The sequence below is a fragment of the Labilithrix luteola genome, assembly GCF_001263205.1.
GTDB lineage: Bacteria > Myxococcota_A > Polyangia > Polyangiales > Polyangiaceae > Labilithrix > Labilithrix luteola.
In genome coordinates this window covers 3,825,671-3,851,076 of the sequence record NZ_CP012333.1, presented here as the reverse complement: position 1 = coordinate 3,851,076, position 25,406 = coordinate 3,825,671, and the positions used below count along the sequence as shown (strand labels likewise).

Annotated in this window: 21 protein-coding genes; 15 read left to right on the top strand and 6 right to left on the bottom strand. The window is 66.2% G+C overall.

The window, feature by feature from the left end; translation table 11 throughout:
- Window positions 1-117 precede the first annotated feature (117 nt).
- The gene (locus AKJ09_RS17250) at window positions 118-1,461 is read left to right on the top strand and encodes an amidohydrolase family protein (RefSeq protein WP_240488503.1); all 1,344 of its coding nucleotides are present in this window, start codon (window positions 118-120) and stop codon (window positions 1,459-1,461) included.
- A 198-nt stretch (window positions 1,462-1,659) separates the two neighbouring features.
- On the opposite strand, the gene AKJ09_RS54295 is transcribed toward AKJ09_RS17250, so the two are convergent.
- On the bottom strand, window positions 1,660-4,509 hold the full coding sequence (locus AKJ09_RS54295) for a response regulator (protein WP_146648302.1): 2,850 nt from the start codon (window positions 4,507-4,509) through the stop codon (window positions 1,660-1,662).
- A 65-nt stretch (window positions 4,510-4,574) separates the two neighbouring features.
- Complete coding sequence (gene hisIE / locus AKJ09_RS17240; protein ID WP_275936628.1) at window positions 4,575-5,315, bottom strand: bifunctional phosphoribosyl-AMP cyclohydrolase/phosphoribosyl-ATP diphosphatase HisIE; 741 nt, start codon at window positions 5,313-5,315, stop codon at window positions 4,575-4,577.
- A 127-nt stretch (window positions 5,316-5,442) separates the two neighbouring features.
- On the opposite strand from hisIE, the gene AKJ09_RS17235 reads away from it, so the two are divergent.
- Together AKJ09_RS17235 and AKJ09_RS17230 are read left to right on the top strand one after the other, a co-directional pair.
- Entirely contained in the window at window positions 5,443-6,297 is an 855-nt protein-coding gene (locus tag AKJ09_RS17235; protein WP_240488502.1) for a hypothetical protein, read from the top strand.
- Between the two features lie 236 nt (window positions 6,298-6,533).
- Window positions 6,534-7,508 (top strand): hypothetical protein, encoded by a 975-nt coding sequence (locus AKJ09_RS17230; protein WP_146648300.1) that lies wholly within the window; start codon window positions 6,534-6,536, stop codon window positions 7,506-7,508.
- Window positions 7,509-7,511: 3 nt separating this feature from the next.
- Here the strand turns inward: AKJ09_RS17230 and AKJ09_RS17225 are convergent, their stop codons facing one another.
- Both AKJ09_RS17225 and pdxH read right to left on the bottom strand, forming a co-directional pair.
- Window positions 7,512-8,357, bottom strand: coding sequence for a hypothetical protein (locus AKJ09_RS17225; RefSeq protein WP_146648299.1), 846 nt, complete (start codon window positions 8,355-8,357; stop codon window positions 7,512-7,514).
- Between the two features lie 62 nt (window positions 8,358-8,419).
- Window positions 8,420-9,082 carry a pyridoxamine 5'-phosphate oxidase gene (gene pdxH / locus AKJ09_RS17220; protein ID WP_205633729.1) on the bottom strand — a complete coding sequence of 221 codons (663 nt, stop codon included), beginning with the start codon at window positions 9,080-9,082 and terminating at the stop codon, window positions 8,420-8,422.
- A 169-nt stretch (window positions 9,083-9,251) separates the two neighbouring features.
- On the opposite strand from pdxH, the gene AKJ09_RS17215 reads away from it, so the two are divergent.
- Both AKJ09_RS17215 and AKJ09_RS17210 read left to right on the top strand, forming a co-directional pair.
- Entirely contained in the window at window positions 9,252-11,315 is a 2,064-nt protein-coding gene (locus AKJ09_RS17215) for an HD-GYP domain-containing protein (RefSeq protein ID WP_146648298.1), read from the top strand.
- Window positions 11,316-11,351: 36 nt separating this feature from the next.
- The gene (locus tag AKJ09_RS17210) at window positions 11,352-12,848 is read left to right on the top strand and encodes a hypothetical protein (RefSeq protein ID WP_146648297.1); all 1,497 of its coding nucleotides are present in this window, start codon (window positions 11,352-11,354) and stop codon (window positions 12,846-12,848) included.
- A 22-nt stretch (window positions 12,849-12,870) separates the two neighbouring features.
- On the opposite strand, the gene AKJ09_RS17205 is transcribed toward AKJ09_RS17210, so the two are convergent.
- On the bottom strand, window positions 12,871-13,809 hold the full coding sequence (locus tag AKJ09_RS17205) for a hypothetical protein (protein WP_146648296.1): 939 nt from the start codon (window positions 13,807-13,809) through the stop codon (window positions 12,871-12,873).
- A gap of 25 nt (window positions 13,810-13,834) precedes the next feature.
- Between AKJ09_RS17205 and AKJ09_RS53030 the strand changes: the two genes are divergently transcribed.
- The 6 genes from AKJ09_RS53030 to AKJ09_RS17180 all read left to right on the top strand — a co-directional run bounded on the left by AKJ09_RS53030 (window position 13,835) and on the right by AKJ09_RS17180 (window position 20,324).
- Window positions 13,835-14,143: a hypothetical protein gene (locus AKJ09_RS53030; protein WP_205633728.1), complete on the top strand. Its 309-nt coding sequence runs from the start codon at window positions 13,835-13,837 to the stop codon at window positions 14,141-14,143.
- 110 nt (window positions 14,144-14,253) lie between these two features.
- Window positions 14,254-15,948 (top strand): porin, encoded by a 1,695-nt coding sequence (locus AKJ09_RS17200; RefSeq protein WP_169927605.1) that lies wholly within the window; start codon window positions 14,254-14,256, stop codon window positions 15,946-15,948.
- 51 nt (window positions 15,949-15,999) lie between these two features.
- Entirely contained in the window at window positions 16,000-17,436 is a 1,437-nt protein-coding gene (locus tag AKJ09_RS17195) for a M20/M25/M40 family metallo-hydrolase (protein ID WP_146648294.1), read from the top strand.
- Between the two features lie 296 nt (window positions 17,437-17,732).
- Window positions 17,733-18,215 (top strand): roadblock/LC7 domain-containing protein, encoded by a 483-nt coding sequence (locus AKJ09_RS17190; protein WP_146648293.1) that lies wholly within the window; start codon window positions 17,733-17,735, stop codon window positions 18,213-18,215.
- A 27-nt stretch (window positions 18,216-18,242) separates the two neighbouring features.
- Window positions 18,243-18,839: a GTP-binding protein gene (locus AKJ09_RS17185; RefSeq protein ID WP_146648292.1), complete on the top strand. Its 597-nt coding sequence runs from the start codon at window positions 18,243-18,245 to the stop codon at window positions 18,837-18,839.
- A 222-nt stretch (window positions 18,840-19,061) separates the two neighbouring features.
- Window positions 19,062-20,324 (top strand): DUF4403 family protein, encoded by a 1,263-nt coding sequence (locus AKJ09_RS17180; protein WP_205633727.1) that lies wholly within the window; start codon window positions 19,062-19,064, stop codon window positions 20,322-20,324.
- Between the two features lie 7 nt (window positions 20,325-20,331).
- On the opposite strand, the gene AKJ09_RS17175 is transcribed toward AKJ09_RS17180, so the two are convergent.
- A complete protein-coding gene (locus AKJ09_RS17175) occupies window positions 20,332-21,249 on the bottom strand; it encodes a zinc-binding dehydrogenase (protein WP_146648290.1) in 918 nt (305 codons plus the stop codon).
- 84 nt (window positions 21,250-21,333) lie between these two features.
- Between AKJ09_RS17175 and AKJ09_RS17170 the strand changes: the two genes are divergently transcribed.
- From AKJ09_RS17170 to AKJ09_RS17155, 4 genes are all read left to right on the top strand, one after another.
- Window positions 21,334-21,738 carry a winged helix-turn-helix transcriptional regulator gene (locus AKJ09_RS17170; protein ID WP_240488501.1) on the top strand — a complete coding sequence of 135 codons (405 nt, stop codon included), beginning with the start codon at window positions 21,334-21,336 and terminating at the stop codon, window positions 21,736-21,738.
- 69 nt (window positions 21,739-21,807) lie between these two features.
- Window positions 21,808-22,431, top strand: coding sequence for a DUF4142 domain-containing protein (locus tag AKJ09_RS17165; protein ID WP_169927603.1), 624 nt, complete (start codon window positions 21,808-21,810; stop codon window positions 22,429-22,431).
- A 100-nt stretch (window positions 22,432-22,531) separates the two neighbouring features.
- A complete protein-coding gene (locus tag AKJ09_RS17160; protein WP_146648288.1) occupies window positions 22,532-23,914 on the top strand; it encodes a sigma-54-dependent transcriptional regulator in 1,383 nt (460 codons plus the stop codon).
- The gene (locus tag AKJ09_RS17155; RefSeq protein WP_146648287.1) at window positions 23,898-25,286 is read left to right on the top strand and encodes a sensor histidine kinase; all 1,389 of its coding nucleotides are present in this window, start codon (window positions 23,898-23,900) and stop codon (window positions 25,284-25,286) included. Before AKJ09_RS17160 ends, AKJ09_RS17155 begins: the two co-directional genes overlap by 17 nt.
- The last annotated feature ends 120 nt before the right edge of the window (window positions 25,287-25,406 follow it).

Sequence of the window (25,406 nt, the reverse complement as noted above, 5' to 3'; positions counted from 1 at the left end):
ACCCCTCGTCGAGCGACCGGACGCAGCAACGCGCGATCGGCGCCCCGAAGGCCGAGGTCGACCGTCGACGTTAGCATCGCGACATGACCCTCGGAAACGGACTAGAGTAGAGGTTACGTGAAGACACTGATCCGAGGCGGAACGCTGGTCCCGTGCACCCCCGACGGGGCGGTATACGAAGGAGACTTGCTCATCGACGGGCCCAGGATTTCCCGGGTCGGGAAGGTCCCCGCGTCCGCGCTGGGCACGGCGAGCGGCGGAGGCCCGGTGCGCGTCGTGGACGCCCGAGGCTGCGCGGTCGTCCCTGGTTTGATCCAGGCGCACGTCCACCTTTGCCAGGTCCTCTTCCGGGGCATGGCCGACGACATGCCTCTCCTCGAATGGCTTCAGCGCCGAATCTGGCCGTTCGAGGCGGCCCACGACACCAAGTCCCTCCGGGCGAGCGCCGAGCTCGGACTCCTCGAGATGATGCTCTCGGGGACGACGACCATCCTCGATATGGGCACGGTCCACCACTACGACGAGGTTTTCGACGCCTGCGCGCGCGCCGGAATCCGCTGCGTGGGCGGCAAGACGATGATGGACGCCGGCGGCGGCGTTCCGAAGGGCCTCAAGGAGACCACCAAGGACAGCCTCCGCGAGAGCGACCGGCTCCATGAAACGTGGGCCGGAAAGGCGAGTGGACGCCTCTCCTATGCCTACGCTCCGCGCTTCATCCTCTCGTGCACCGAAGCCGTCTTCCGCGGCACCGCCGAGCGCGCCAAGGCCAACGGCGCGAAGCTCCATAGCCATGTGGCCGAGCACCCCGACGAGCGCGTGGCCGTTCGGAACGCCCTCGGCGACGACGACATCGCGATCATGCGCAAGTGGGGTTTCTCCGGGCCGAACGTGATTCTCGCGCACGGTGTACAGCTCCGTGACGACGAGGCCGAACTCGTCGCGCGCGACGGCACGAGCATCGTCCACTGCCCCAGCGCGAACCTGAAGCTCGGCTCCGGCATCGCGCGCGTCTCCGACCTCGACGACCGCGGCGTCTCGCTCGCCCTCGGCGGCGACGGCGCCCCGTGCAACAACAACCTCGATCCCTGGGTCGAGCTGCGCCACGCCGCGCTTCTCGCGAAGATCCGCGTCTCGACGACGTCGCTGCCCGCCAAGCGCGCCTTCCGCCTTGCCACCATCGACGGTGCGCGCGCGCTCGGCCTCGCCGACAAGATCGGTTCGCTCGAAGTCGGCAAGCAAGCAGACGTGGTCGTCACGAGGCTCGACGGCCCGCACATCGAGCCCGGCGGCGACGTCTATTCGAAGCTCGTTTACGCGTGCACCGCACGCGACGTAGAGCACGTGTTCGTCGATGGCGAACACGTCGTCCGCCATGGCGAGCACCAGCGCCTCGATCGCGACACGGTGCTCGCTGCCTCGCGCCGCGAAGCAAAAAAGCTCACCGCGCGGGCGGACGTTTAGCGGCCTCGAAGCGCGCCTCCACTCCCCGGCCCGCCTCCCCTGCTACGCACTCAGAGACCAAGACGCTCGCCCGTAGCCCCAACGCGAGCGGCGGGTTCTTCGTCGCGCTCCTAGCGCGACGCGCCGAAGGCGACCCGCCGCGGGCAACCGGGGGAGGCTCGAGTCCGGAGGACTCGAGGGGGGCGGAGCCCCCACAAGTCAGGACGAGGCGCGCTGCTCCGCTTCTTCGATCATCGAGAGAGCGACCGCGAGCGCGTCTTTCGCGCGATCGAGCGACAGCTTGTCGGCTTCGATCTTCGCGTTGGCGCGTTCGAGGCGGCCGGTCTGCGTGACGAAGTGGCCCTTGGTCTCTTCGATCGTGTGCTTCGCAGCCGCGAAATCGGCTTCGAGCACGGCGATGCGAGCGCGAGCGTTGTCGAGGTCCTTCTCGAAGCCGTTGCGCGCGGCAACGGTCTCGGCGAGCTCGGCGGCGCGCTGTTCGGACTTCTCTTCGCTCGTGGCGAGCGCGTCTTCGAGCTCCTTGATGCGAGCATCGGAAGCCGCCTTCTGCGCGGCCGCCGCCTCTTCGCTTCGAGCGAGCTTGCTTGCGGCCTCGGCCTGCGTTGCGGCAAGCGTGTCGGCCGATTCCTTCTGGAGCGTCGCGAGCTGCTCCGCCGCTTCGGCCTGCGTCGCGGCAAGGCGCGAGGCTGCTTCCGCCTCCGCGGCCGCGAGCTTCGACGCCGCCTCCGCCTCCGCGGCCGCGAGCTTCGACGCCGCCTCCGCCTCCGCGGCCGCGAGCTTCGACGCCGCTTCCGCCTCCGCGGCCGCGAGCTTCGACACCGCTTCCGCTTCCGCGGCCGCGAGCTTCGAGGCGCCTTCCTCTTCGGCCGCCGCGAGCTTCGAAGCCGCTTCCGATTCGGCCGTGGCGAGACGAGCCGCGGCCTCCGATTCGGCCGCCGCGAAACGAGCCGCGGCGTCGGCTTCCGTCGACGCCAGCTTCGCAGCCGCCGCAGACTCCGAGGCCGCGAGCTTCGCAGCCGCCGCGGACTCCGAGGCTGCGAGCTTCTCGGCAGCTTCGGCGATGGCCGCAGCAAGCGTCGCCGCCGCCTGATTTTCGCTGTTCGTGAGCTTCTCGGCAGCCTCGCGCTCGGCCGTCGCGAGACGCTCGGCGGCCTGGTTCTCCGCGAATGCGAGGCGCTCGGCGGCGGCCTTTTCGGCGGCGTCGAGACGCTCGGCGCCCTCCTGCTCGGCCTGCGTGAGCTTGTTCGACGTCTCCTCGGCGATCTTCGCGAGCTTCGTCGCCGCGTCACGCTCGACGTCGGCGATGCGCTCGTCGGAGTGATTGCGTGCAGCCGTGACGTCTGCCTGGGCCTTCGCGCGAACCTCGGCGACCGTGGTGTCGCGATCGGCTTCGAGCGCTGCGATCTCGCTCGCGCGTCGCTGCTCGGCCTCGGCCAGCGCGCCTTCGCTCTGCTTCGTCAGCTCGGCGACGGCGCTCTCGTGCGCGCTCTTCGCCTGGCTCGTGTGCTCGTTGTGCGAGCGAACGAGGGCCGTGACCTTCGCGTCACGCTCGGCGTCGAGCTCCTGCTTCTGCGCAGCGAGGGCTTCGTCCTTGTCGGCTTCGGCGGCGCGGCGCGCGTCGTCGAGCGCGTTGGCCTTGGCCGTGGCCGCGTCGGCCAGGGCCGCGTCGTGGACTTCCTGCGCCGCTTTGAGCGCCGCGGCGGCATCTTCGCGAAGCTGGTTCTCGCGCGCCGCGAGCTCCTGAGCGTGCTTTTCCTTGAGCTCGTTGACCTCGCGGGTCCGGGCGTCGGCTTCCTGCGTGGCGCGCTCGGCGCGGCGCTTGAAGTCGTCGCCGGCCTTCTTGGCCTGCTCCTTGTCGGCTTGGAGCGACTCGACCTTGTCTTCGAAGTTGGCGAGCGCTCGTTCTTGTTCGAGGACCTTGTCGTCGAGATCGGACTTCAAGCGCTCGAGGGCGAGCTGCTTGTCCTTGATGTCGACGATCTCCTTGTCCTTGCGACCGAGCCCCTCCTTGAGGGAGAGGATCTCCTTGTCCTTCTTGTTGAGCCCCTCGCGGAGATCGAGGATCTCGCGGCTCGACATACCACCCGCAGGCGGAGCCTTCGATTGCGTGGCGGCACGCGCACGGACCTCCTCGGTCTCGCGCCGCGCGTCTTCGATCTCCTGCCTCGCCAGCTCGACGTCGCGCTTGGCGTCGTCGCTCTCACGGCGCGCGGTCTCGACCTCACGCTTGGCGTCTTCGCTCTCGCGACGCGCGCGCGTCACGGCGGCTTCGAGCTCGCGAATCTTGGCGTTCGCGTCATCGACTTCGCGCGCGAGCGCTTCGGCGCGGCCGTCGTCGGGGCGCGGGAGCTCACTGATACGCGGAAGCGGGGGCTGGCTCGCGACGCGAAGCGCGTTGTCGAGCGACGCCGAACCGTTGCCGTTGACGTGCTCGATGGCCGCGGCCACGAGGCTCTCCGCCTCGGCCGGCGCAGGAGCGCGCGACGAACGCATGCCCGGCGCATTGGACGGCATCTCCTCGATGAGGATGTCGTCACCATCGAGCGATTCCGTGGCCACTTCGGCATCGCCATCGGCGTACGTGGGCTGGACCACTTCGGCCACCGGCTCGGGCGCCGGCACGGGCTCGGGCTCGGGCTCGGAATACGGCGCGGCCGCGGGAGGAGGCGGCGCCCCGAGCGAAACGAGCGGGTTGATGCGGGCGAGCAGGTCGCCGAACGCGATGGGCTTGTGGACGTAGTCCTCGGCGCGCGTTCGCAGCTTGCGGTGCTGTTCGAACGTCTCGTCGCTCGACTCGCTCGACATGATGATGAGCGGGATGTCCTTGAGCGACGGATCCTTCTTCAGCTTGTTGCAGACCGAGAACCCGTTCATGCGCGGGAGCTCGATCGACAACAGGATCAGGTCAGGTGGGGCAGACGTCGCCTGCTGCAAACCCGTATTGCCGTCATCGACGACTTGAACACTGCATCCGAGCTTCGAGAGCTCGTTACGGAGCTCCCCAGCAAATGCCGCGTCGCTCTCGAAAACCAGGACTGTCTGCCCCATCGCGCTTCGAGAATAGGTGGCGCGTAGAAAAGGTGTCAAACCACGGCTTTAGGATTTCGGCTTATTTATGAGGATTTTCCGCCGCCCGGTTTCTCGCTCGTCTCGCTCTCGCCGGATTTCGCCGTTGCACGGCTGCGCTTTTCGTCGTGACCGCTCGTTCCCGAGCGCCGCTCGAGCTCGCGGAGCACCTCCGTGATGGAGAGCCCGCGCGACTTCAGCGCGACCATGACGTGAAAAAGGACGTCCGCCGCCTCGCTGGTCACGCGATCGTCGGTTTCGCCGTCGATTGCGCGTGACAACTCGTCGGCCTCTTCGCGCAGCTTCTCTCCGATTTTCGAGGGGCCGCCATCGAACAAGCTCTTCGTGTAGCTCTTGGCCGCGCTGCTGCTCCGGCGCGCGTCGAGCACAATCTCGAGGCGCGCGAGCAACGTCGATGCGGGAACCTCGTCGTCGTGGATGGCGAGCTTGTCGTCGTCGAGCGAGAGGCGCCGGAAAAAACACGTGGGCGCGCCCGTGTGGCACGACGGCCCGTGCGGACGGACGAGGTAGACGAGGCAATCGGCGTCGCAGTCGACGAGCACCGACGAGACGTCCATGGCGTTTCCGCTCGTCAGCCCCTTCACCCATAGCTCTTTGCGCGATCGGCTGAAGAAGGTGGCGCGTCCGGTCTCGAGCGTGTGACGGATGGCCGCCGCGTTCGCGTAGGCCACCATTCGAACTTCACCGGTCAGTTGGTCCTGCGCGACGACCGGGAGGAGCGCGTTCTCGTCGAACTCGAGCATGGTTTCGACCACCTTCAATGCCATCTCGGAGCGACATACGCCACAGGCAGCGGTACCCTGTCACCACTTCATGCGCGCTGAGCTCTCCTTTGCCACCCCGCGAAAGCTCCCGAAAGCCAGCACCACGCGCGGCCGCGTGGTTGTTCTGGACGTGGCATTCGCGTCCGAGGCGTCCGGGGGCGGCTTCGAGAAGATCACCAAGCCCTTCATCGACGGGCTCGGCAGTAGGCTCGCGGCCTGGGTCGACCATCACGACCACGCGCTCCATGCACAATACAAGCAAGATCCGCGATTCGTCCTCGCCACCAAGGCCGAACACGGCGCTTGCCCGGAGATGGTGACGAAGGAGCTCTGCGCGAGGGTGGGTCCGGTGGACACCATCGTGTGCCACACGGATTTCGACGGCCTTTGCAGCGCCGCGAAGTGGCTCCGAGAAGGCGAGGAGCCCTATCCTGGTGCCGACGACGACGCGCGCGCCATCGACACGCGCATCGGGACGCCATCCCCCATCGCCCGCCGCTTCGACCGAGCGATTCGCGCGCGCCCACGAGACACGGGCCTGCTCGGCCTCATCGTCCGCCACCTCGCGACGGGCCTTTCGGACGACTCGCTCTGGGTCCCCATCGACGCCGCCGGCGCCGAGCTCGAAGCGGTCGAGAAGACCACGGCCGAGCTTGCGCGCGGCTATCGACGAATCGATCTCGCGAAGCCGCTCGTCCCCGCGTGCAAGTCGATTGCGTTTCTCGACGTGACCGGACGCAAGAGCACCGCGCGCTACGACAAGACCATGCTCCTCCTGCTCGGGCAGGAGCGCGCCTCGATTGCGATGGTCATCGACGGCGACAACCTCACGCTGGCCGCTCCCTTCGACAGCGGAATCAGCTTCCTCGAGCTGCTCGGCCTCTCGGGCGGCATGCCCACGCTCGTCTCCGTGAACAAGGACCGCCTCCTCGACGCGATGTCCGGTCTTGGCGTGCCTCGCTCGGAGATCGACAGCCTCTCCTGAGGGGTCGGGTGCGTGGCAGCGGGGCAGCCAACGCGCCGCGCTATGACGCGCGCCCGCGATCCCCGTGGCGTATGCATGACGAGAGCGCAAATCCTTCGACGCCATGCGTCAAGGAGAGCTCGTACGCTCGCGTTCCACGTTGACCCTTTCGAGGTCGCCGTGTTACGGGCCCATTTCAACACTGAAAGATCGACCCTCGACAGGCTTGCAGGGTCGCAATGCGGGGCGGGGCAGAAATGGTCGCACGAGCCTGGGAGCGCGTAGAGAGCAAGAAGGCTGGGGCACGTCGGGACACGTCGGGCGCAGGGGGTACACGCGGCGGCGTCGAAGAGATGTTCGTGCAGAACGAAGCCGTTTCGGTCTGCCTCCTGCTCAACCGGCGCACGAAGACGATGCGCGTCATCGACTTCCGGGCCGGGCCCAGCCACGCCAAGCGGCTCTTCGTCCTGAAGCTCGCCCAGCGCGAGGGGATCGAGAAGGTCTACACGCTGGTCGAACGCGACGAAGTCTCCACCTGGATCAAGCTCGGGTTCACCCGGGAAGCGAACATTCCCGCGTTCTACAAGCGAAGCGACGCGTTCATCCTCGGCTGCGCGGTGGCCGAAGCGATGGCCGGCAACTTCCGCCTCCCCGCGACGATGGACGACGACGAGCCCGAAGAGGCCGCACCCTCGGCCGCGATCGACTTCGCCGAGAAGACGGTCATCACCGCGAAGAAGCACGCGAAGGGCCTCAGCGATCGCCAACTGCCGATCGTGAAGCTCGGAATGCCTTCCGCGGCGGACGTCAAAAAGGCGACCGACAAGGCTCTACGCGCAGGGCGCGCCCTCACGGCGTTCGAGCCTTTCGGGCGAGACGGCGAGCAGACGTTCTACCAGATCGGCGCGAAGGGCGGATTCGAGCTGATCGCGCGCATCGAGTCGCAAGGCTGCTTCGGCAACGCGTTCCTCGAGCTTCTGACCGGCCCGAAGACCGACACCGAGCGGCTCGCGACCGTGTCCGCACTGCGTACGCTCTGCGACGACTTCCTGGAAAAGGGCGTCGTCGGCTGCTTCGCGCTGGCCCCCAGCGACGATGCAGCCCTCGCGACGGCCTTCGTGCACAACGGCTTCCGTCGCACGGGCCTGCTCGCCAATCACCTGATCGTGGGGCGCGAGCGCAAAGACGCAATCATGTGGTCGCGCAAGCTGGCGACGCCCGCCGGCGAGTAGCGATTACGGCGTAGCGGTCACTTCGACGTCGTCGAAATGGATGATCCAGGGCTTCTGGATTGTCGGCGACGTCCACGCGGCGCCGAGCTCGACGGCCAGCGGGAGGCGCCCCACCTCCCATTGCTTGGTGATGGTCATCGACGGCGTACTCCCGTCGTTGACCCGCAGCGCAATCTCTCGCGTCGTCAGGTCGACCTCGACCTCGATCTTCGTCCAGTCGTTCAGCGGGATCGGCGGGAGGCCCACCGTGACCTGCTCGTTCGGCGCGGCGTTGCCCGAAGCCGGAGCCTCGAGGATGAATCTCGAACCGTCGTAGACGAGGGCGATGGGCTTCGCGTTCACCTGGTCCTGGGTGACGATCCCGAAGAGATCGACGGATCCGTCGCCCATCTGCAGAATCTTCATCCAGACCGACGCCTTGAGATGCGAGACGTCCTTGAAGTCCTTCTTGAGCCAGCTCTTACCGGGCCCATCCGAGTTCGCGAGGAGCGGCAGCTTGAGCTCGAGCGAGCGCGGGGGACTCAGGTGGAAATCGTTCGCGGTGGTCAGGGTGTTCTGATCCATCAGGAACCAGGCCTTGCCCCACGCGTCGTCGTCGAAACCTTCACAGAACGTGGCCGCGCAGGCTCCGGCGTCGGCCGTGGCGTCGGTGTCGGCGTCGACTCCCGCATCGGGCAGCGGCCCCGCGTCGACCGACGACGCATCCGCATTCGTCGCGGGCAGCGTCTCGATGTCCTCGCCGTCCTCGGCACCGAACGGGCTGCACGCACCACCACTCACGCCAAGCACGCCGAGCGTACCGAGGACGATCAAGCTCGATGCGAAGACCGCTGGATTCCGAAAAAGCACGACCAACAAAACGCTAGCAGACGATCATCGACCGCCAACACCCTCTCAGACGAGGCCGCCGATCAGGGCGAGAGACGCTCAATCACCCACGCGTCCGTGCTTTGCGCATCACGCGTGTAACGCAGGCGATCGTGCAGGCGGCTCGGGCGGCCCTGCCAGAATTCGACACGCGACGGAGTGAGGAGGTAGCCGCCCCAGTTCGGCGGGCACGGGATCTCCCCTTCCCCGAAGCGGGCGCGCGTCTCCTCCACGATGCGATCGAGCTCCTCCCGTCCCGAAAGGACGGCGCTCTGACGCGAGGCCCACGCCCCGATCTGGCTCTCGCGCGGGCGGCTGCGGAAGTAGGCCTCCGACTCGTCGCGCGGAACCATGGATACCGAGCCAGTGACGCGAACTTGACGTTCGAGCATCACCCAGAAGAACGAGGCGCACGCGCGCGGGTTCTGCGCGAGATCATGGCCCTTGTCGCTGTCGTAGTTCGTGAAGAACACGAGCCCGCGATCGTCGAGCGTCTTGAGGAGCACGATGCGTGAGGACGGCTGGCCCTCGGCGTCCACCGTGGCGACGGTCATGGCCGTCGGCTCGGGGTGTTTCGCGTCGATGGCCTCGCGAAGCCAACGCTCGAGCTGTCGAATGGGCGAGGGGTTGAGCGCGCGCTCCTGAAGGCCAGCCCGCGCGTACTCCGTACGAATCTCCGTGAGGTCGACGTACATCGCGACCGTCATGTAGCGCCGCGGCGGCGCCGTTGGAAGTCCGGTGGAGGGGTCCGCGCGTGGATGGCGGCTAGATGGGCCCGAGGGGGGCGAGGGGGCGCGAGGGGGCGCCATGCCCATCTGCGAATAAGCGTGTTCCGCGCGGCGTTCTGATACGTTTCTCTGGGGGCAAAGGGCGACGATGGCCGATTTCCAGAGCGTCGGGACGAGTTCAACAGCCAGCGTCGAGGGCGTCGAAGGCGGAGCGGCGAGCGGGACGTCCACGACCGCAACCCCTGCCCTCGTTCATCGGATGACGCGGCTCGCGGAGCAGCTCGGCCGTGATCCTCGGCTGAGTCGGGAAATCGTCACACGACCGCATCCTCTCCTCGTGGCCGTCACGCGCGATCACCTCACGGTCCTCGCCGCACCGGCGCGCGTCTGGGACTCCGGCCGCGAGCTCCTCCAGCCGTTCGCCGGTCGCATGGCCGCCGGCGAGGCGATGCTCGTACTCCTCGGATACCCGAACGACGTCGATCTCGAACAGGCCATGAATCGCGGTCTCGCGAGCATCGTCGCGGAGGACGCCTCGCTCGACGAGCTCTTCCTTGCCGGCATGCGCGCGTTCGAGCTGCTCGAAGCCAAGGGCAGCGCGGAGAGCCGAGGGCAGTCGCTCAGCCGCTATCGCTTCGAGACCGGCGAGCTCGTCGACATCGCGCGCGCCATGACCACCGAGCGCGACGTGAACAAGCTGCTCGGCGTCATTCTCGAGAAGAGCCGCTTCGTCACCGGCGCCGACGCGGGAAGCATCTACGTCGTCGAGCAGAACACGCGCATCACGCTCACCGGCGAAAGCGAGCCCGTCAGCCTCAATCCAGGCCCGGTGTTGCGCTTCAAGCTCTCGCAGAACGACTCGGTCAACTACGACTCACGCGAGTTCGCGATGCCGCTCTCCAAGCGCTCGATCGCGGGCAGCGCGGCGCTCGGGAAGAAGGCCATCAACATCGACGACGCCTACGATCTCCCGCCGGGGGCGCCCTACGGCTTCGATCGACGCTTCGACGAGAAGATCGGCTACCGCACCAAGTCGATGCTCACGATGCCTCTCATCTCCCAGCGAGACGAGGTCATCGGCGTCATCCAGCTGATCAACAAGAAGAAGAATCCGAAAGAGAGACTGCTCGGCGACAAGTCCGCCTCCGAGAGCGTCGTCTCCTTCGACGCGCGAAGCGAAGAGCTCCTCGGCATGGTCGCCGCGCAAGCAGGCGTCTCGCTCGAGAACGCGATGCTCTACGACGAGATTCGAAAGCTCTTCGAAGGCTTCGTGAAAGCGAGCGTCGAGGCCATCGAGTCACGCGATCCGACGACGAGCGGTCACTCGCGACGCGTGGCCGACTTGACCGTGGAGCTCGCCAAGGTCGTCGATCTCGAGGGCGCGGGTCCGTACCGCGACGCGAAGTTCTCCGTCGAGGACCTGCGCGAGCTCGAATACGCGAGCCTCCTGCACGACTTCGGAAAGATCGGCGTCCGCGAGAAGGTGCTCGTCAAAGCGAAGAAGCTCTACGACGAACGACTGTCGCTCATTCGTTCCCGTTTCGACTTCGTCGCGCGTTCGCTCGAGGCCGAGATCTTGCGCCGGAAAGTGACCTTGCTCGAACGAGGTGCGCCGAGGAACGAAATCGACGCCCTCGATCACGAGTTCGAAGTGCGCCGCGCCGAGCTCGACATGAACTGGCACGCGATTCTGTCCGCCAACGAGCCCACCGTCCTCGCAGCAGGCGACTTCGCGAAGGTCGAACAGTTGGCGAAAGAGACCTACGAAGATCTCCGTGGCGACCCGCACTTTTTGCTCGAGGCGGAGGAGGCCGTGGCCCTCAGCGTGAAGAGGGGTTCGCTCACGCCGAAAGAGTACGAGGAGATCTCGAGCCACGTCGTTCACACGTATCGCTTCCTCTCGCAGATCCCTTGGGGCAAGGCGCTGAGGCGCGTTCCCGAGATCGCGGGCGCGCACCACGAGCGACTCAACGGAACCGGCTATCCGAATCGCCTCGCTTCCAACGACATCCCGATCGGCTCGAAGATGATGAGCATCTCGGACATCTTCGATGCACTCACCGCGAGCGATCGCCCGTACAAGCGCGCTGTCCCGGCGGAGAAGGCGATCGAGATCCTGGGCTTCGGTGTGAAAGATCAGCACCTCGATCCCGAGCTCGTTCGCATCTTCCGCGAGGCGCGCGTCTGGGAACGCCGTCCGAATCAAAGCTGACCTCGCGCCAAGGCGTGCATAATGCGGGGTCACACGATGACCCTTCCTGCTCGTCGCTTCGGGAAGCTCGGTGCACTTTCCATCGCTCTCGCGCTCACGTCACTCACGTCATCACGCGCGTTCGCGCAGCAGGCGCCAGCGGGTACTTCGTCGGAGCGGCCTTGGCCCGAAAACCCGGCAAAAGAAGCCGATCCGCCACTCATTCCTCCGCCCGGACAGGATCGCCTTCCCACGTCGACGTCGGGGACCGAGCTCGTGCCGCCGGACCGAGAGCGCGCGAACACGGTCGTCGTTGGAACCACCGACACTGGCAGTCCCGACGTGCGCGATGCGCGCATCAAAGCGCTCGAAGAACGTCTCGCGGAAGACGAGGCGCGCCTCAACCGGCTCGACGTCGGGCAACGCATCCTCAAGCACCTCACCTTCTCGGGCTACGTCCAGCCGCAGCTCATCATCCAGGTGAACAACACGGCAGCCTCGTCGAACCTCATCAACGGCGTTCTTCCGCCCGGCATCTCGGCGAATGCTGTCATCGCGAATCCCGATGGCACCACCACCAACAACGACTACTTCCGTCTTCGCCGAACGCGCTTCCGCACGGTGTTCCAGACGGACGTGGCGCGCTTCTCCCTCGAGGTCGACCCTTTCCCTCTCGGCGCGAACAACATCGTCATCGGCACCATCGTTCGCGACGCCGAGGCGACCGGCATCGCACACTGGTCGCGCGACGTGCGAACGGAGTTCTCCGCCGGCATCTTCCTCTTGCCGCTGAGGCTCGAGCTCTTCGAGCGCTCGAACGTGAGGCCGTTCATCGAACGCTCGTGGCTCGTGCAATCGCTCTTCCCGAGCGGCCGTGACATCGGCGCCCACGCACGCACGTACGCCTTCGACCAGAAGCTCCTCGTCGACGTGGGCGTCGTGAACGGCCAGCGCCTCGACCAGCCGGACCTCATCAGGCTGCCCGACCTCAATCAGGCCAAGGATTACTACGGCGTCGTCAAGTACCGCCTCGGCAAGGTCAATCTCACGACGACCGGCTACGTGGGCACCGGTCAGATCGTCGACACGCAGCTCCTGCGCGTGAAGAACTACGGACGCTGGATGCTCAACTACGGGCTCGGCGCACACCACGTCTTCCTGCGCCGGCTCGGTGAAACGCTCGTCTCGACCGAGCTCACGTTCATGCAGAACATGGACATCGGCACGGCCTACCCGTTCGCGGTGCCATCCATCCCGACGCCCTTCAGCGACAACGTCGCCAACCTGATGGAACGCGGATTCTACGTGCGCGTGGAGCAGGAGATCACCCCGCTCGCACTCGTCGGCTATCGCTTCGACACCTACACGCCAGACTCGTCGATCAAGAACAACGCGCGCGACACGCACGCGGTCGTCGCCGTACTGCGCTTCTCGAAGAACCTGCGCTGGATGAACGAGGTCGACGTGGTGATCGACAACGCGCACCCGGAAGGCTCACCGCCTCCGTCGAAGCACACGTTCATCTATTCGAGCGTGCTGCAAGCCGGCTTCTGAGCGCCTCGTGCGCAGACGTGGGCTAGCCGTTCCAAGCGTCGAGAATCGCGTCGCGCACGGAGACGAGCGAGCGAACGCCGAAGAGCGCTGTCCCTGCGGCGCCGAGCGTCTCGTCGACGGCGCGCCCGACGTCGTCGCGCGAAGCCGAATCGAGAGATGCGAGGCCTGTTTCGAGGGCATCGACCGCATCGCGCGAAGCCATGAATTCCCCGCCGACGCGCATACGTCCGTCGTGATCGCGCCCCGCGTAGACCCGACCCATGGCTTCTTCACGTGAAGCCGTCCACGCCGGTTCGTCGCTCGCTGACGATGCCGGTTCGACGCTCCCCGAGAGCGGGGTGCGCGAGCACGAATAGGCCTCGAGATAGCTCGCCACGACGGCCTCGGACAAACGTGTATCTTCCACACGTTTGCCCGCCGCCTCCTCGAGGGTCCACGGCGTCTTGCCACGAAGCGAGGCGTGTTCGCCAACGAAGGCCTGTGCGCGGACGGAGATCAGCGCCTCGACGAGCGTTCTCCGGGAAGCGGCTTCGTGCGCGAAACCGACGAACGCAACCGGCCTGTGTTTCACCGCGATCCAATCGCGATCGAAGTAGTTCGCAAGCGCCGCGACGCGCGTGACGGCCTTCAAGAGTGGGCGAACGTAGCGGTTCAGAACGCGTGAGACCTCGCACGGCACGAGCACGTCGGGGCGCGTGAGCGACAGCTGCATCCAGAGCGTGCCGGGCGCGACACGCAACGCAGGGCCGCCCGACGCGCGCCGGAAGACGCTGTCCCGGATCGGCGGCGAGAGCTCCGACGACCGCTGGAAGGCTCCGAGGAGAATGGCTTCGTCGCGCACCGTGAAGACCGACAGCTCCGCGGGCGCGATCATCGGACGCGCGAGCGCACCACTCGACCAGGCTACCGCCTCGGCCGCGTCGAGCTCATGCGTGCGGATCCCCAGCGACGTCTCCGACATCCGCGTGCGATGGTCGCACACATGCGTGGGCGCTGCACCCTCGCATCTTGCGGCGCGCGCGTGGAACGCCGATACGCCGGTCATGACCGCGCACCGCGAAGAGGGCGAATTCACGATCCGTATCGAGCTCGGCGCCGAGTTCGGGGAGGACTACGAAGGCGACGACGACGGCAACGCGTGGCTCGAACGCTGGCAATCGACGGTACGACCTCGTGTGGTCCGTGCCGTGTTCGACGCACTTCGAAGCGACCCCGCGTTCACCGCGATTCCGGTGACCCGCGGACGTTCTCCGGACGAGAATCTCGACATCGAGGTCCGTTTCGTTGGACGTTAAACGCAACCGTAGCAAAGCTCGACGTTCGCCTCGGAGTCGTGTCGATCGTGTCACACGGCCGTCACCTCACCGGGCGACAACGGCCCGATAAGGCCTTGAGAACACTCCCCTTGTCACGAAGCCAACACACGCCTCTCTGCACGGCCGCGTTCGCGGCGTTCTCCGTCCTGGCTTCGCCCGCCGTGGCGTTTGCCCAGGCCACTCCGACAGAGCCCCCCGCAGCGAGTCCGCCTGCTTCGACGTCTGAAGTCCAGGCCGCTCCCTCGGCGCGCGCGCTCGAAAAAAACGAGCAGACCGAAGCCACCGCTCCTGGCGCGGTGAAGGTCGACAACTCGCCGGTCGGTGACGACAGCCATCCGCTCGCCGGTTATCACAACGGCATTTTCTACCTCCGTGACCCGCACGACAACTTCAACTTGTTCGTGCAAGGTCGCGCGCAGATCGACTTCTACAGCTACGCGGGCAGCGGCGTGTCGAACACGGCGCTGAAGCCGACGCTCTTCCTGCGCCGTATCCGTCCTGAGATCACCGGCGACTTCCTCGGTCACTTCCGCTTCATGCTCGCCGGCGACTTCGGCGCCACGGGCATCGACAACCCGCGCGGAACGAACGAGACGTCAGCGGCCGCGCCGGGCGCTCAACCGGGTGCGAGCACGGCACGTTTTGCCGCCGCCGAAGCCACGCGCTTCAGCGCCGCGGCCACCGACGTGTTCCTCGTCTACTACCAGAACTCGCTCCTCAACGTGCAGGTCGGTCAGTTCGACGCCCCGTTCACGATGGAGAACCGCACGAGCGACAAATACATCCCGTTCATGGAGCGCTCGCTCGCCGTGCGCGCCGTCGGCATCCCTTCGAACAAGGAGATCGGCGGCATGGTGTTCGGCGAGACGAAGAACCGTGTCTGGTACTACTCCGCCGGCCTCTTCAACGGCGACGGACAGAACCGCCCCAACGTCGACTCGCGTGGCGACCTCTACGCGCGCACGTTCGTGAAGCCGCTCGCCGGCTCGGGCATCAAGACTCCGATCAAGGACGCGCAGATCGGCGGCAGCTTCCACTACGGATCGCGCGATCCGAAGTGGGTCGAATACGACTACGCGCCGATGATCACCCAGGCCGCGTGGCAGTTCTGGTCGCCCGTGTACAACGGGAGCAAAGGCCCCACGCACGTCATTCCTTCGGGCAACCAGTTCGGCGTCGCCGGCGAGCTCCGCATCCCGGTCGACCGCTTCGACTTCACGGGCGAGGTCGTCTGGATCGACAACAACACGCGCGAAGCGGTCGAGGGCTTCCAGGCCACGAACAACGAGCGCTTCGGCGACATCCACGGCATCTCGTACTACGCGCAGGTCGGTTACTGGCCCTTCGGTCAGCGTGACATCACCGGCCTGCCCGGTTACGAAACGCCGCCGCGCATCGACTGGAGCAAGCCCGACGCCGCGATCGCGCCGCGGGCCCTCCAGCTGCTCGCGAAGTGGGAGCAGGTCTCGCTCAACTACCAGAGCGCGAGCCGCGCAGGCACGCCCGACAGCAAGAACATCGACGGCGACATCCGCGCCAACGCGCTGTCCTTCGGTGCGAACTACTGGGCGTCGCGCCACATCCGACTGTCGCTGAACTACGTCGTCAACATGTTCCCGGACTCGGCGCCGGCCTCGCCCTCGTCACCCGGCGGCCCTGTCCAGACCTCGAACAACCGCGCCGTCGCGCCGGGCAACACCATCCCCGTGGGCGTGGACAACGAGGCTCGCAACAACGCGCACACGCTCCACGAGATCCTCATGCGCTTCGCGGTCGCTCTCTGAGAAACGAGAGAGCGCGACGCTAGCCTCCGCAAGACGGAGTATCCTGCCGCCGTGGACGGCAGGACGGGCGCAACGCGTGGGGACTGGAAGCCGGAGCCGGGAGACTGGGAGCGCGAAGGCGACACATGCGTCGCGCTCCTACGTGATCTGATCCGGATTCCGACGGTCAACCGAGGCACGGGCGGCGACGAGGGCGCAGGCAACGAGCGCCCCGCCGCCGAGCTTCTCGCCGAGTTCCTCCGCAAGGCGGGCCTCGAGCCGAAGTTCTTCGAGAAGGTGAAGGGGCGCACGAACCTCGTCGTGCGCCTCAAAGGCACGGGGAAAAAGCCTCCCCTGCTCCTCAATGCCCATCTCGACGTCGTCGAAGCCGACGCGTCGGCGTGGCGGCACGATCCGTTCGCCGCCGAAATCCACGACGGCTACGTCTGGGGACGCGGCGCGGTCGACATGAAGCACATGGCCGCGATGAGCGCATGTGTCATGGCCCTGCTTGCGCAGGAGGCCCGGGACGGAAGGAAGCTCGATCGCGACATCATCTTCGCGGCCGTCGCCGACGAGGAGGCCGGCTGCGGTCTCGGAAGCCTATTTTTGACCGAAGACCACCCCGTGGAAGTGCATGCGGAATACATGCTCGGGGAGATCGGTGCCTTCTCCGTCCAGGTCTTCGGCAAGACGTTTTATCCCATTCAGGTCGCCGAAAAGGGCGTCTGCTGGGTGCGCGCCACGTACCAGGGCGAGCCGGGGCACGGCTCGATGCCGAGGCCGGGAAGCGCCATCGTCCGCCTGAGCGAAGCCATCGGGCGCCTCGGAAAACAGCGGATGCCGTTCCATCCGACCGAGGTCGTGAAGCACTTCCTCCACGGGATGGCCAAGGAACTGCCGGCGCCCCAGAGGCTCGTTCTCAAACGGCTCACGCTGCCTCAAGTGGCCGCGCTCATCCTCGACCACGTGATCCGCGACGAAGGACAGCGCGCCTCGTTCAGCGCCATGCTCTCGAACACGGCCGCGCCGACGGTTCTTCGCGCGGGCGCCAAGGTCAACGTCATCCCGGGGCGCGCCTCGGTCGACATCGACGGCCGAACGCTCCCGGGGCAGTCGGAATCCGCCTTTTTGGCCGAGCTACGCGAGGTGATGGGCGGCGACCCGCACTTCGAAGTGCTCCGCACGATGCCGGCCGTGGAATCCACCACGCGGACGCCACTGTTCGATCACCTCGCGGCAACCCTGCAGCGCCACGATCCGACCGGACATCCCCTGCCGTACCTCATCCCGGGCTTCACCGATGCGAAGGCCTACGCACGACTCGGGACGACTTGCTACGGTTTTTCGCCCGTTCGGTTCGACCCCACCCACGAGGTCAACTTCACGAAAATGTACCATGGCCATGACGAGCGGATCCCCGTCTCAGGCCTGAAATGGGGCCTCCGCGTGCTCTATGAGGCGGTGTCCGACTTCTGCACCAAGGCCGGGCCCGATGAGGCCCGATGAGGCCCGATGAGCCGAGGCCAAGCCCGATCGACGGCGGGAAGCGCACGTGCTGGCTCACCTGCGACGGGACCGAATACGTACACTTGCTGTCCGCACCCAGCATCGGATAGAACCGAAAGCTGTCTCTCGTATCGGATAGAAACAGCGGATCGAGTCGCAAGCGATCGAAGTTTCGAGTTTCGGTTTCGAGAGTCTCGGTTGCCGATGTTTCGGTTACAGTGTCTCGGGGCCCGGTGTCTCGGGTGTCGGTTAGTGCTCGACGTCGCAGCTCGCAGCAAAGTCTGCGGAGGGTTCGGATGGTCAATCCCCAGATGGTGATGTACGAGGAGGAGTTCAACCAGATCCAGGCGGTCGTGGACCGTTTGGTTCGGGATGCGAACGCCAAGGTCGTCTTCATCGTCGACAAGAACGGGCAGCTGATTGCAGCGGCCGGTGACATCGACAACGTCGACACGACGAGCCTCGCGTCGCTCACCGCCGGCAACATCGCCGCGACGGGCGGCATGGCCAAGCTCCTCAAGGAGAACGAGTTCGCAACTCAGTTCCACGAGGGCGAGAAGGCCAACATCCACATCCAGCTGGTTGGCAATCGCGTCATCCTCGTCGTCATCTTCGACTCGCGTTCGAGCCTCGGCCTCGTCCGGCTCCGCGTGAAGAAGGCGAGCGAGGAGCTCAACCACGTCTTCGAGTCGCTCCTGAAGAAGGTCCAGGAGCCCGGCGCCGATTCGCCCTTCGCCGAAATCACCGACGAGGACATCGACAACCTCTTCAACGACTGACCGGCGCGCGCCTAGGAACCGAAGACGATGAGTTTCATCAACTACATGGCGCGGGAGATCAACTGCAAGCTCGTCTATTACGGGCCTGGTCTCTGCGGGAAGACGACGAACCTTCAGTACATCTACGAGCGCACCAACCCGGACGCGAAGGGCAAGATGATCAGCCTCGCGACCGAGACGGAGCGCACGCTGTTCTTCGACTTCCTCCCGCTGTCGCTCGGTGAGATTCGCGGCTTCAAGACGCGCTTCCATCTCTATACCGTGCCGGGTCAGGTCTTTTACGACGCCTCGCGAAAGCTGATTCTGAAGGGCGTCGACGGCGTCGTCTTCGTCGCGGACTCGCAGATCGAGCGTACGGAAGCGAACCTCGAGTCGGTCGAGAACCTCCGCACGAACCTCGCCGAGCAGGGCTACTCGCTCGACAAGCTCCCGTACGTCGTCCAATACAACAAGCGGGACCTGCCGAACGTCGCCAGCGTCGACGAGCTTCGTCAGATGCTGAACCCCACCAACGTGCCCGACTTCGAGGCCGTGGCGCGCACCGGCAACGGCGTGTTCGACACGCTCAAGGCGGTCGCGAAGCTCGTTCTCACCGAGCTGAAGAAGGGTCAGAGCGGCGGCTGAGCGTACGGTTTTGTCGCGCGGTCGCGCTCTGCTCGTGAGGCCTCGCGCCTCTGGAGCGATGAGAGGCCTCGCGCCTCTGGAGCGATGAGAGGCCTCGTGGGCTGGAACTCTAGGCTCGCGGGCAGCGATCTGACGCGCCTCGCTTGCGGGCTCCTGCTCTTGGTTTGTGGGTGCGGAGGAAGTGGCGCTTCCTCTCGCTCTTCGACGCCTAGCGTCTGTCATGTGAAGTTGCCTCCGCGTGGCGTGCCCGCTGCCGCTGCGCGCCCCGAGCCGCGAGCAGCCTTCGTGGCGCCGCGTTCGACGCTCGTGGTGAACGTGGACCTTCCGCTCGCCGGGCTCGGGCCGACGCTGGAGACGAAGGTTCCGAGACGAGTGGCCGAAGAGCGGGATCACGACATCGGCATCGCCGGTCGGCTCGAGTACACGGTCGATCGCGGCGCCTTCACCGTGCGCGCGGTAAACGATTCGATCGTCGTGGAGGCGCCGCTCGTCGCCCACGCACGAGCATGCGCGAAAGGCAGCTGTTACGCCAGCTGTGATCCCGAGGCGAAGGCCACCGCGGTGGTGCCGCTCAAGCTCGGTGCAGATTACAAGCTTCGCACGTCGAGCGTGCGCGTCGACATCACGAAGGGCTGCACCGTGAAGGTGGCCGGCGGCTTCGTTCGCATCGACGTGACGCCCCAAATCCGCGCAGGCCTCGCGCAAGAGACGGGGCGCATCCAGGCGGCGATCGACAAAGAGCTGCCCAACCTGAAGCCCGAAGCAACGCGCCTGTGGAACGAACTCGGAAAACCGCGTTCGTTGCCGCTGGGATCATGCGTGGTGCTTTCGCCCGAGGAGATCACGCAGGGGCCGGCGTCGGCCGCGGGTGATCTGGCGCATCTTCGATTTGGGCTCCTCGCCCGGCCCGAGCTGCGCGTGCGTTGTGGCGAGGCTCCGCGAGCGCCGTCGCTCCCTCCGCTGAAGGACGACGCTGCGCTGACCGCGACCTCGGACGTGAACCTCGGCATCGTGCTCCCGCCCGATGTCGCGGCGCGCGCCCTCGAAGGCGCAACGCTGGAAATGGCCTCACGCACACAGGTCACGAAGGCCTCGGGCGATCCCGCCACGGGCATCGAGCTCGATCTCCTCGGGGAGGCCTGCGGTGCCGCGGGCATCACGGCGGGTTCGGCCTCCTGGCACGACACCGCCACCGTGTCTCTCGCGAACGTCGAGCCGATCGGCGGTGACGCCGAGCGCTTCGCGGCCGCGAACGTCGACGTCGCGAGCTTCGTCAAAAGCATCGAAGGCATCGGCATCGCGCTGCCACTCGCGCCCGACGCCCTCGCGACGGCCCTCCCCGAGCTCGCGCGCGGACTCTCGGACGCGACAGTTTCGGTCGATGCGCGCATCGACGAATCGAAGCCGGCGACGGCGGGTCTTCGCGGCAGCGAGATCGTCGCCGTCGTGCATCTGCGCGGCGCGATGACGATGCGCGCGAAGTAGCTCGACGCTAAACGGTGAGGACGGCCTTGCCGCGCAGGTTTCGACTCTGCATCTGTGCGAACACGTCCGACGCCTCGCTCCAATCGCTGACCCGGCCGATTTCGGGGTGGAGTCGCCCCTCGATCACGAGGCGAACCAGTTCTTCGAGGTCGCGTCGGTCATCGGCATTCGGTACGTGAGTGTAGACGAAATGACGGAGCGTCATCGCTTCGTGGCCCGGAAAGAAGTGGAAGAAGTCGAGTGCGATGGGCTTGCCGCTCGCCTCACCGAACCAGAGCACGAGGCTGTTCGGTGCGAGGCGTGGGACAATCTCGGAAAAGAGCTCGCCTCCGACGGACTCCATCACGACATCGAAAAGGCCTGGCGCTGCATCAAGAGAAGACAGCAGCACGGCGCCCAGCTCGCGAAGGCGATCCGTCGGCTCTTCTGGTGATGCAAATGCGAAGACGCGAGCCCCCGAGGATACGGCGAGCTCCACGACATAGTGACCGACACCGCCCGTTACCCCCGTAACCAGAACGTTCTTGCCTTCGAGCGGCCCTGCCTCGCGCACGAGGCGAAGCGCAACAAGCCCTGCGAGCGGCAACGCGGCCGCTTGGTAAACGGAGAGCGACTCCGGACGAACGACCACCTGACGCGAAGAAACTGCGACTCGCTCGGCCGCTCCTCCTCCCGACGGCGAATGCGCCAGGACGAACGCGCCAACGGGTGGCCCACTTCCATCGGCAGCGGCCTTCACCACTCGCCCCGTGAAATCGATCCCGGGACGAAACGTCGAGTGAGGCATCTGCAGATAGAGGAGGTCGGGACGATTCAGCGAGAAGGCTTCCACCTCGACGAGGACCTCATCGGGTGCAGGCGTCGGTTCCGGTACCAGGGCGATCGTGACGAAGCTCGAGCTGTGCGTGGCGACGAGAGAGCGCATGCGTTTTCTCCTTCGAACGAAGGTCACCTTGCGTGCGACTCGCGCTTCCCGGAAGTACGCACTTCGCAGTGCTACAGTTTCGCCGTGGTAACCAAGCCGGATTCCGCATCGATCGGGGCAGTCGAACACGCCAACGGCATCGCACGAGAGATGTTCGAGCGCATCGCGGACAAGTGGACGCTGCTCGTCGTCGCGAACCTCGGCGAGGTCGAGCTCCTTCGCTTCACCGAGCTGCAAGACCGGATCGGCAACGTGAGCCACAAGATGCTCACGCAGACGCTTCGCCAGCTCGAACGCGACGGGCTCGTGACTCGAACGGTTCATCCGGTGGTTCCGCCTCGCGTCGACTATCGACTCACGCCACTCGGCCGGGGTCTCCTCATCACGGTCACTGGCATCTGTATGTGGGTTCGCGACAACCTGGCCCTCATCGAGACATCGCGCTCCACCTTCGACGCTCGTTCGACGCCTGCGCTGAACGAAAGCTGACCTCGAGACTGGCGCGTGTCGTGCCACATGAGCGGCGGATCGCAAGGGTCCGTCACGAAGGAGCTCATCATGATCGCGTCACGACAGCGCTGCATTCGAGTCGCTCTATGGACCACGGGTTTGGCACTCGGACTCGTCAGTGGCTGCCGTGGCCACTCCAACGACAAGGACCAGACACCGACTCAAACGACCGAGACAACGGCGGCCGAGCAGGAGAAGACGACGCAGCAAACGCCTGCAAACAAGCCTCCGCCGCTCGCCCCTGAAGACCGCGAGTTCGCAACGAAGGCGGCCCAAGGCGGCATGGAGGAGGTTGCGATGGGTCATGCCGTCGAGCCGAAGGCAACCGCTCCGGTGGTGAAGACCTTCGCCGCGCATATGGTCGCCGACCACGGCAAGGCCGACGCCGAGCTGAAAGCCCTCATGGTGAGCAAGTCCGTGACGCTCCCGACCGACCTCGGTGCCGAACAGCGAAAGAACGTCGACGAGATGGCCGCGCTCTCGGGACCGCAGCTCGACAAGAGGTACGCCGACGACATGGTCGAAGACCACGAACAGGACGTGAAGGAGTTCAAGGAGGCCGAGCAGAAGGTCAAAGACCCGGAGCTCCGCGCCTGGATCAAGAAGACGCTGCCGACGCTGGAGCATCACTTGGCCATGGCCAAGGAGATGCAGGCGAACGTGCGCCACTGATCGAACGAACGTCACCAAACATCAGCAGACGCGCCCGCCGTGGAGGCCAACGCAGACTGCATTCGCGGCGACGGCGCACCGGCGCTAGAGTGCAGCGTACATGGAAGGGCTTGCACCGAGCCGAAGCGTGGAATGCCGGGTTTTGGTCGTGGAAGACGACGCGGCGCTCGCCTCGACCATCACGGACGGGCTCGTCGATCTCGGCTACGACGCCGTCGCCGCCACACGGTCGGCCGATGCGCTCGCGCTCGTTCGAGATACTTCGTTCGATGCCGTCGTCACCGACCTGCGCATGCCGGGCACCGACGGCATCGAGGTTCTCGCGCTGTCGAAGCGCCTCGTGCCCGAGCGGCCCGTCATCGTGATGACCGCGTTCGGGGCGGTGGATACCGCGGTGGAATCGCTGCGGCGCGGCGCGTATCACTACCTGCTCAAGCCGTTCAAGGTCGCCGAGCTCGACCTCTTCCTCAAACGCGCGCTCGATGACCGCGCCGTTCGACGCGAGGCTCGCACGCTCAAGAAGGCGTTCGGCGATCGCTACGGTGGCAACGTGCTCGTGGCGCAGAGCGAGGCGATGCGCGAAGTGCGCGAGCTTGCGCTTCGCGTTGCCGACGCCGATGTACCTGTGCTCCTGACCGGTGAAACGGGCACCGGCAAAGGGCTTCTCGCTCGCGTGATTCATGCCGAGAGCACGCGCGCGGCCGGGCCGTTCGTCTCGGTGAACTGCGCGGCGCTGCCGGAGAACCTGCTCGAGAGCGAACTCTTCGGGCACGTCAAAGGTGCCTTCACGGGCGCAACGTCGAATCGGCAAGGCCTCTTCGTCGAGGCCGACGGAGGAACGTTGTTCCTCGACGAGGTCGGCGACATGGTGCCGGCGCTCCAGGCCAAGTTGCTGCACGTGCTCGAGCAACGCGTGGTTCGAGCCGTGGGCGCATCGCGTGACCGCGAGATCGACGTGCGTATCGTCGCGGCCACGCATCGCGATCTGCGCGAGCGCGCGAAGGAAGGATTGTTCCGCGAAGACCTCGTCTATCGCCTCGAAGGTGTGGCCATCGAGATCCCACCACTGCGCACGCGTCGTGACGACATTCCGCTTCTCGTCGACCGCTTCCTCGAAGGCGCCAAAGCGGCCAATCCGAAGAGTCCTGTCGAGCGGCTCGCCGCCGAAGCGATGAACGCCGTGCTCGGCCATGGATGGCCGGGCAACGTGCGTGAGCTCGAGCACGCCGTATCGCGCGCCGTGCTCCTCGGTCGCGACGTGGAGGCACGCCTCGGCGATCTACCTCCCGCCGTGGGCGCAAAGCGAATGGCTCGCGCGGAGGTCGACTTCGGAGACGCGATCGTCCCCGTGCGGGAAATCTCGCGACGCTACGCGGCGTGGGTGCTCGAACGCGTCGGCGGACGCAAGACGATCGCCTGCGAAAAGCTGGGCATCGACGCCAAGACGCTCAACAAGTGGCTCGCGGATGACGATCGCGACTAACTCGCCGCTTCGTAGTCTCGCGCGTCGCTGGGGGCTCTGGGCGGTCATGGTGCTCACCATCGCCGCCGTGTTCGGCGTGGCTTCCTCGTGGATGTCACGCGAACGCAAAGACATGCTCGACGAGTTTTCTTACGAGCAGGCAGTGCTCGCGCAGGCGGTGGCCATCGATTTCGAGCAAAGGCTCGCCGCCCAGCGGGCCGAGAACGACGGTCATACCGATGCTCTGATGCTCGACGAGGCCGTTCGCAGCTTGCTCGCGGGCGCTCATCGCCTGGAACACGCGCACGAGCTCATGGTGCTGGTCACGAGACCGGGCCAGGGGGGCTTCCTCACCACCGACCGGCGACTCATCCCGTCGACGCGCCTTCGCGAGGCGCTCGATCGGGGCGACGCATCGGTTCAAGTGCCACGCGACGAGGCCGCCACGTTCGGGCTTCCACGACGCCTCGCCATCGCCGGGTTGGCGCGCGTGGCGTCGACGAACGATACGTCGTGGGGCGTCGTCGTGCTCGCCAGCGCGCAACGCATACGCGACCGCGAGCGCCACGGATGGTGGCGACTCGGGGCAACGACCCTGATCATTACGGCGGTCGTTGCAACCTTCGGTGCCATCGCGCAGAGAAGGCAACGAACGGAGCTCGAGCTCCAACGCCAGATTGCGATTTCCTCGCTCGAACGAGAGCGCGAGGCTTTGCTCGCCAAGGCGGACAAGATGGCCGCCCTCGCTGCGCTGGGAACCGGCATCGCACACGAAGTCGGCACGCCGCTCGGTGTGATCGTGGGACGAGTCGATCAGGTCATGCCGCGCGTCGAAAAAGACGAACGCGCGAAGGCGGCGCTCGGCATCGTGCTCGACCAGGTGGCACGCATTCAGGCCATCGTACGTGGCTGCCTGGCGCTCGCCCGTGGCGACGCCCCTCATCTCGACAAGACGCCGCCCGCGATTCTCGCCGAACGCGCGGCCGCACTCGTCGCGCACCGCTTCGACCACGCCGAAGTCATCCTCGACGTCGAGACCACCGAGGGCCTGCCGCTCGTCGCCTGTGAACCGTCGCTCTTCGAGCAAGCGCTCGTGAACGTTTTGCTCAACGCCTGCCACGCGACGCCGCGCGGTGGGCGGGTCGCCATGCGCGTCGAAGAGCGAGACGACAGGGTCGTGTTCGTGGTGGACGACGAAGGCGTAGGCATCTCGGACGAAGTCGCCAAGCGCGCGACCGAGCCCTTCTTCAGCACCCGACGCGAGGAAGGCGGCTCGGGCCTCGGCCTGACCATCGCCCGCGAAATCGTGAGCCACCACCACGGCACCTTCACGCTCGCCAAGCGCACCGGAATCCGCGGCACCCGCGCCACGATCGCCATCTCGCGCGCCTAGAACGCGCCGTCCACCCATCGGGAAATTCTCCGGGTGCTCGAAGGCCGACCCGGAATTTTTCCCGATGGCGGGTCAACGACGTCACGATTCCTCGGGAAAATAGGCATCGTTCGCGCTGGC

Bases quoted from the DNA above. Each gene is read 5' to 3' on its own strand.
- AKJ09_RS54295 (WP_146648302.1), bottom strand. From the start codon at position 4,509: ATGGGGCAGACAGTCCTGGTTTTCGAGAGCGACGCGGCATTTGCTGGG.
- hisIE (WP_275936628.1), bottom strand. From the start codon at position 5,315: ATGGCATTGAAGGTGGTCGAAACCATGCTCGAGTTCGACGAGAACGCG.
- AKJ09_RS17230 (WP_146648300.1), top strand. From the start codon at position 6,534: ATGGTCGCACGAGCCTGGGAGCGCGTAGAGAGCAAGAAGGCTGGGGCA.
- pdxH (WP_205633729.1), bottom strand. From the start codon at position 9,082: ATGACGGTCGCGATGTACGTCGACCTCACGGAGATTCGTACGGAGTAC.
- AKJ09_RS17215 (WP_146648298.1), top strand. From the start codon at position 9,252: ATGGCCGATTTCCAGAGCGTCGGGACGAGTTCAACAGCCAGCGTCGAG.
- AKJ09_RS17210 (WP_146648297.1), top strand. From the start codon at position 11,352: ATGACCCTTCCTGCTCGTCGCTTCGGGAAGCTCGGTGCACTTTCCATC.
- AKJ09_RS17205 (WP_146648296.1), bottom strand. From the start codon at position 13,809: ATGTCGGAGACGTCGCTGGGGATCCGCACGCATGAGCTCGACGCGGCC.
- AKJ09_RS17190 (WP_146648293.1), top strand. From the start codon at position 17,733: ATGGTCAATCCCCAGATGGTGATGTACGAGGAGGAGTTCAACCAGATC.
- AKJ09_RS17185 (WP_146648292.1), top strand. From the start codon at position 18,243: ATGAGTTTCATCAACTACATGGCGCGGGAGATCAACTGCAAGCTCGTC.
- AKJ09_RS17175 (WP_146648290.1), bottom strand. From the start codon at position 21,249: ATGCGCTCTCTCGTCGCCACGCACAGCTCGAGCTTCGTCACGATCGCC.
- AKJ09_RS17165 (WP_169927603.1), top strand. From the start codon at position 21,808: ATGATCGCGTCACGACAGCGCTGCATTCGAGTCGCTCTATGGACCACG.
- AKJ09_RS17160 (WP_146648288.1), top strand. From the start codon at position 22,532: ATGGAAGGGCTTGCACCGAGCCGAAGCGTGGAATGCCGGGTTTTGGTC.
- AKJ09_RS17155 (WP_146648287.1), top strand. From the start codon at position 23,898: ATGACGATCGCGACTAACTCGCCGCTTCGTAGTCTCGCGCGTCGCTGG.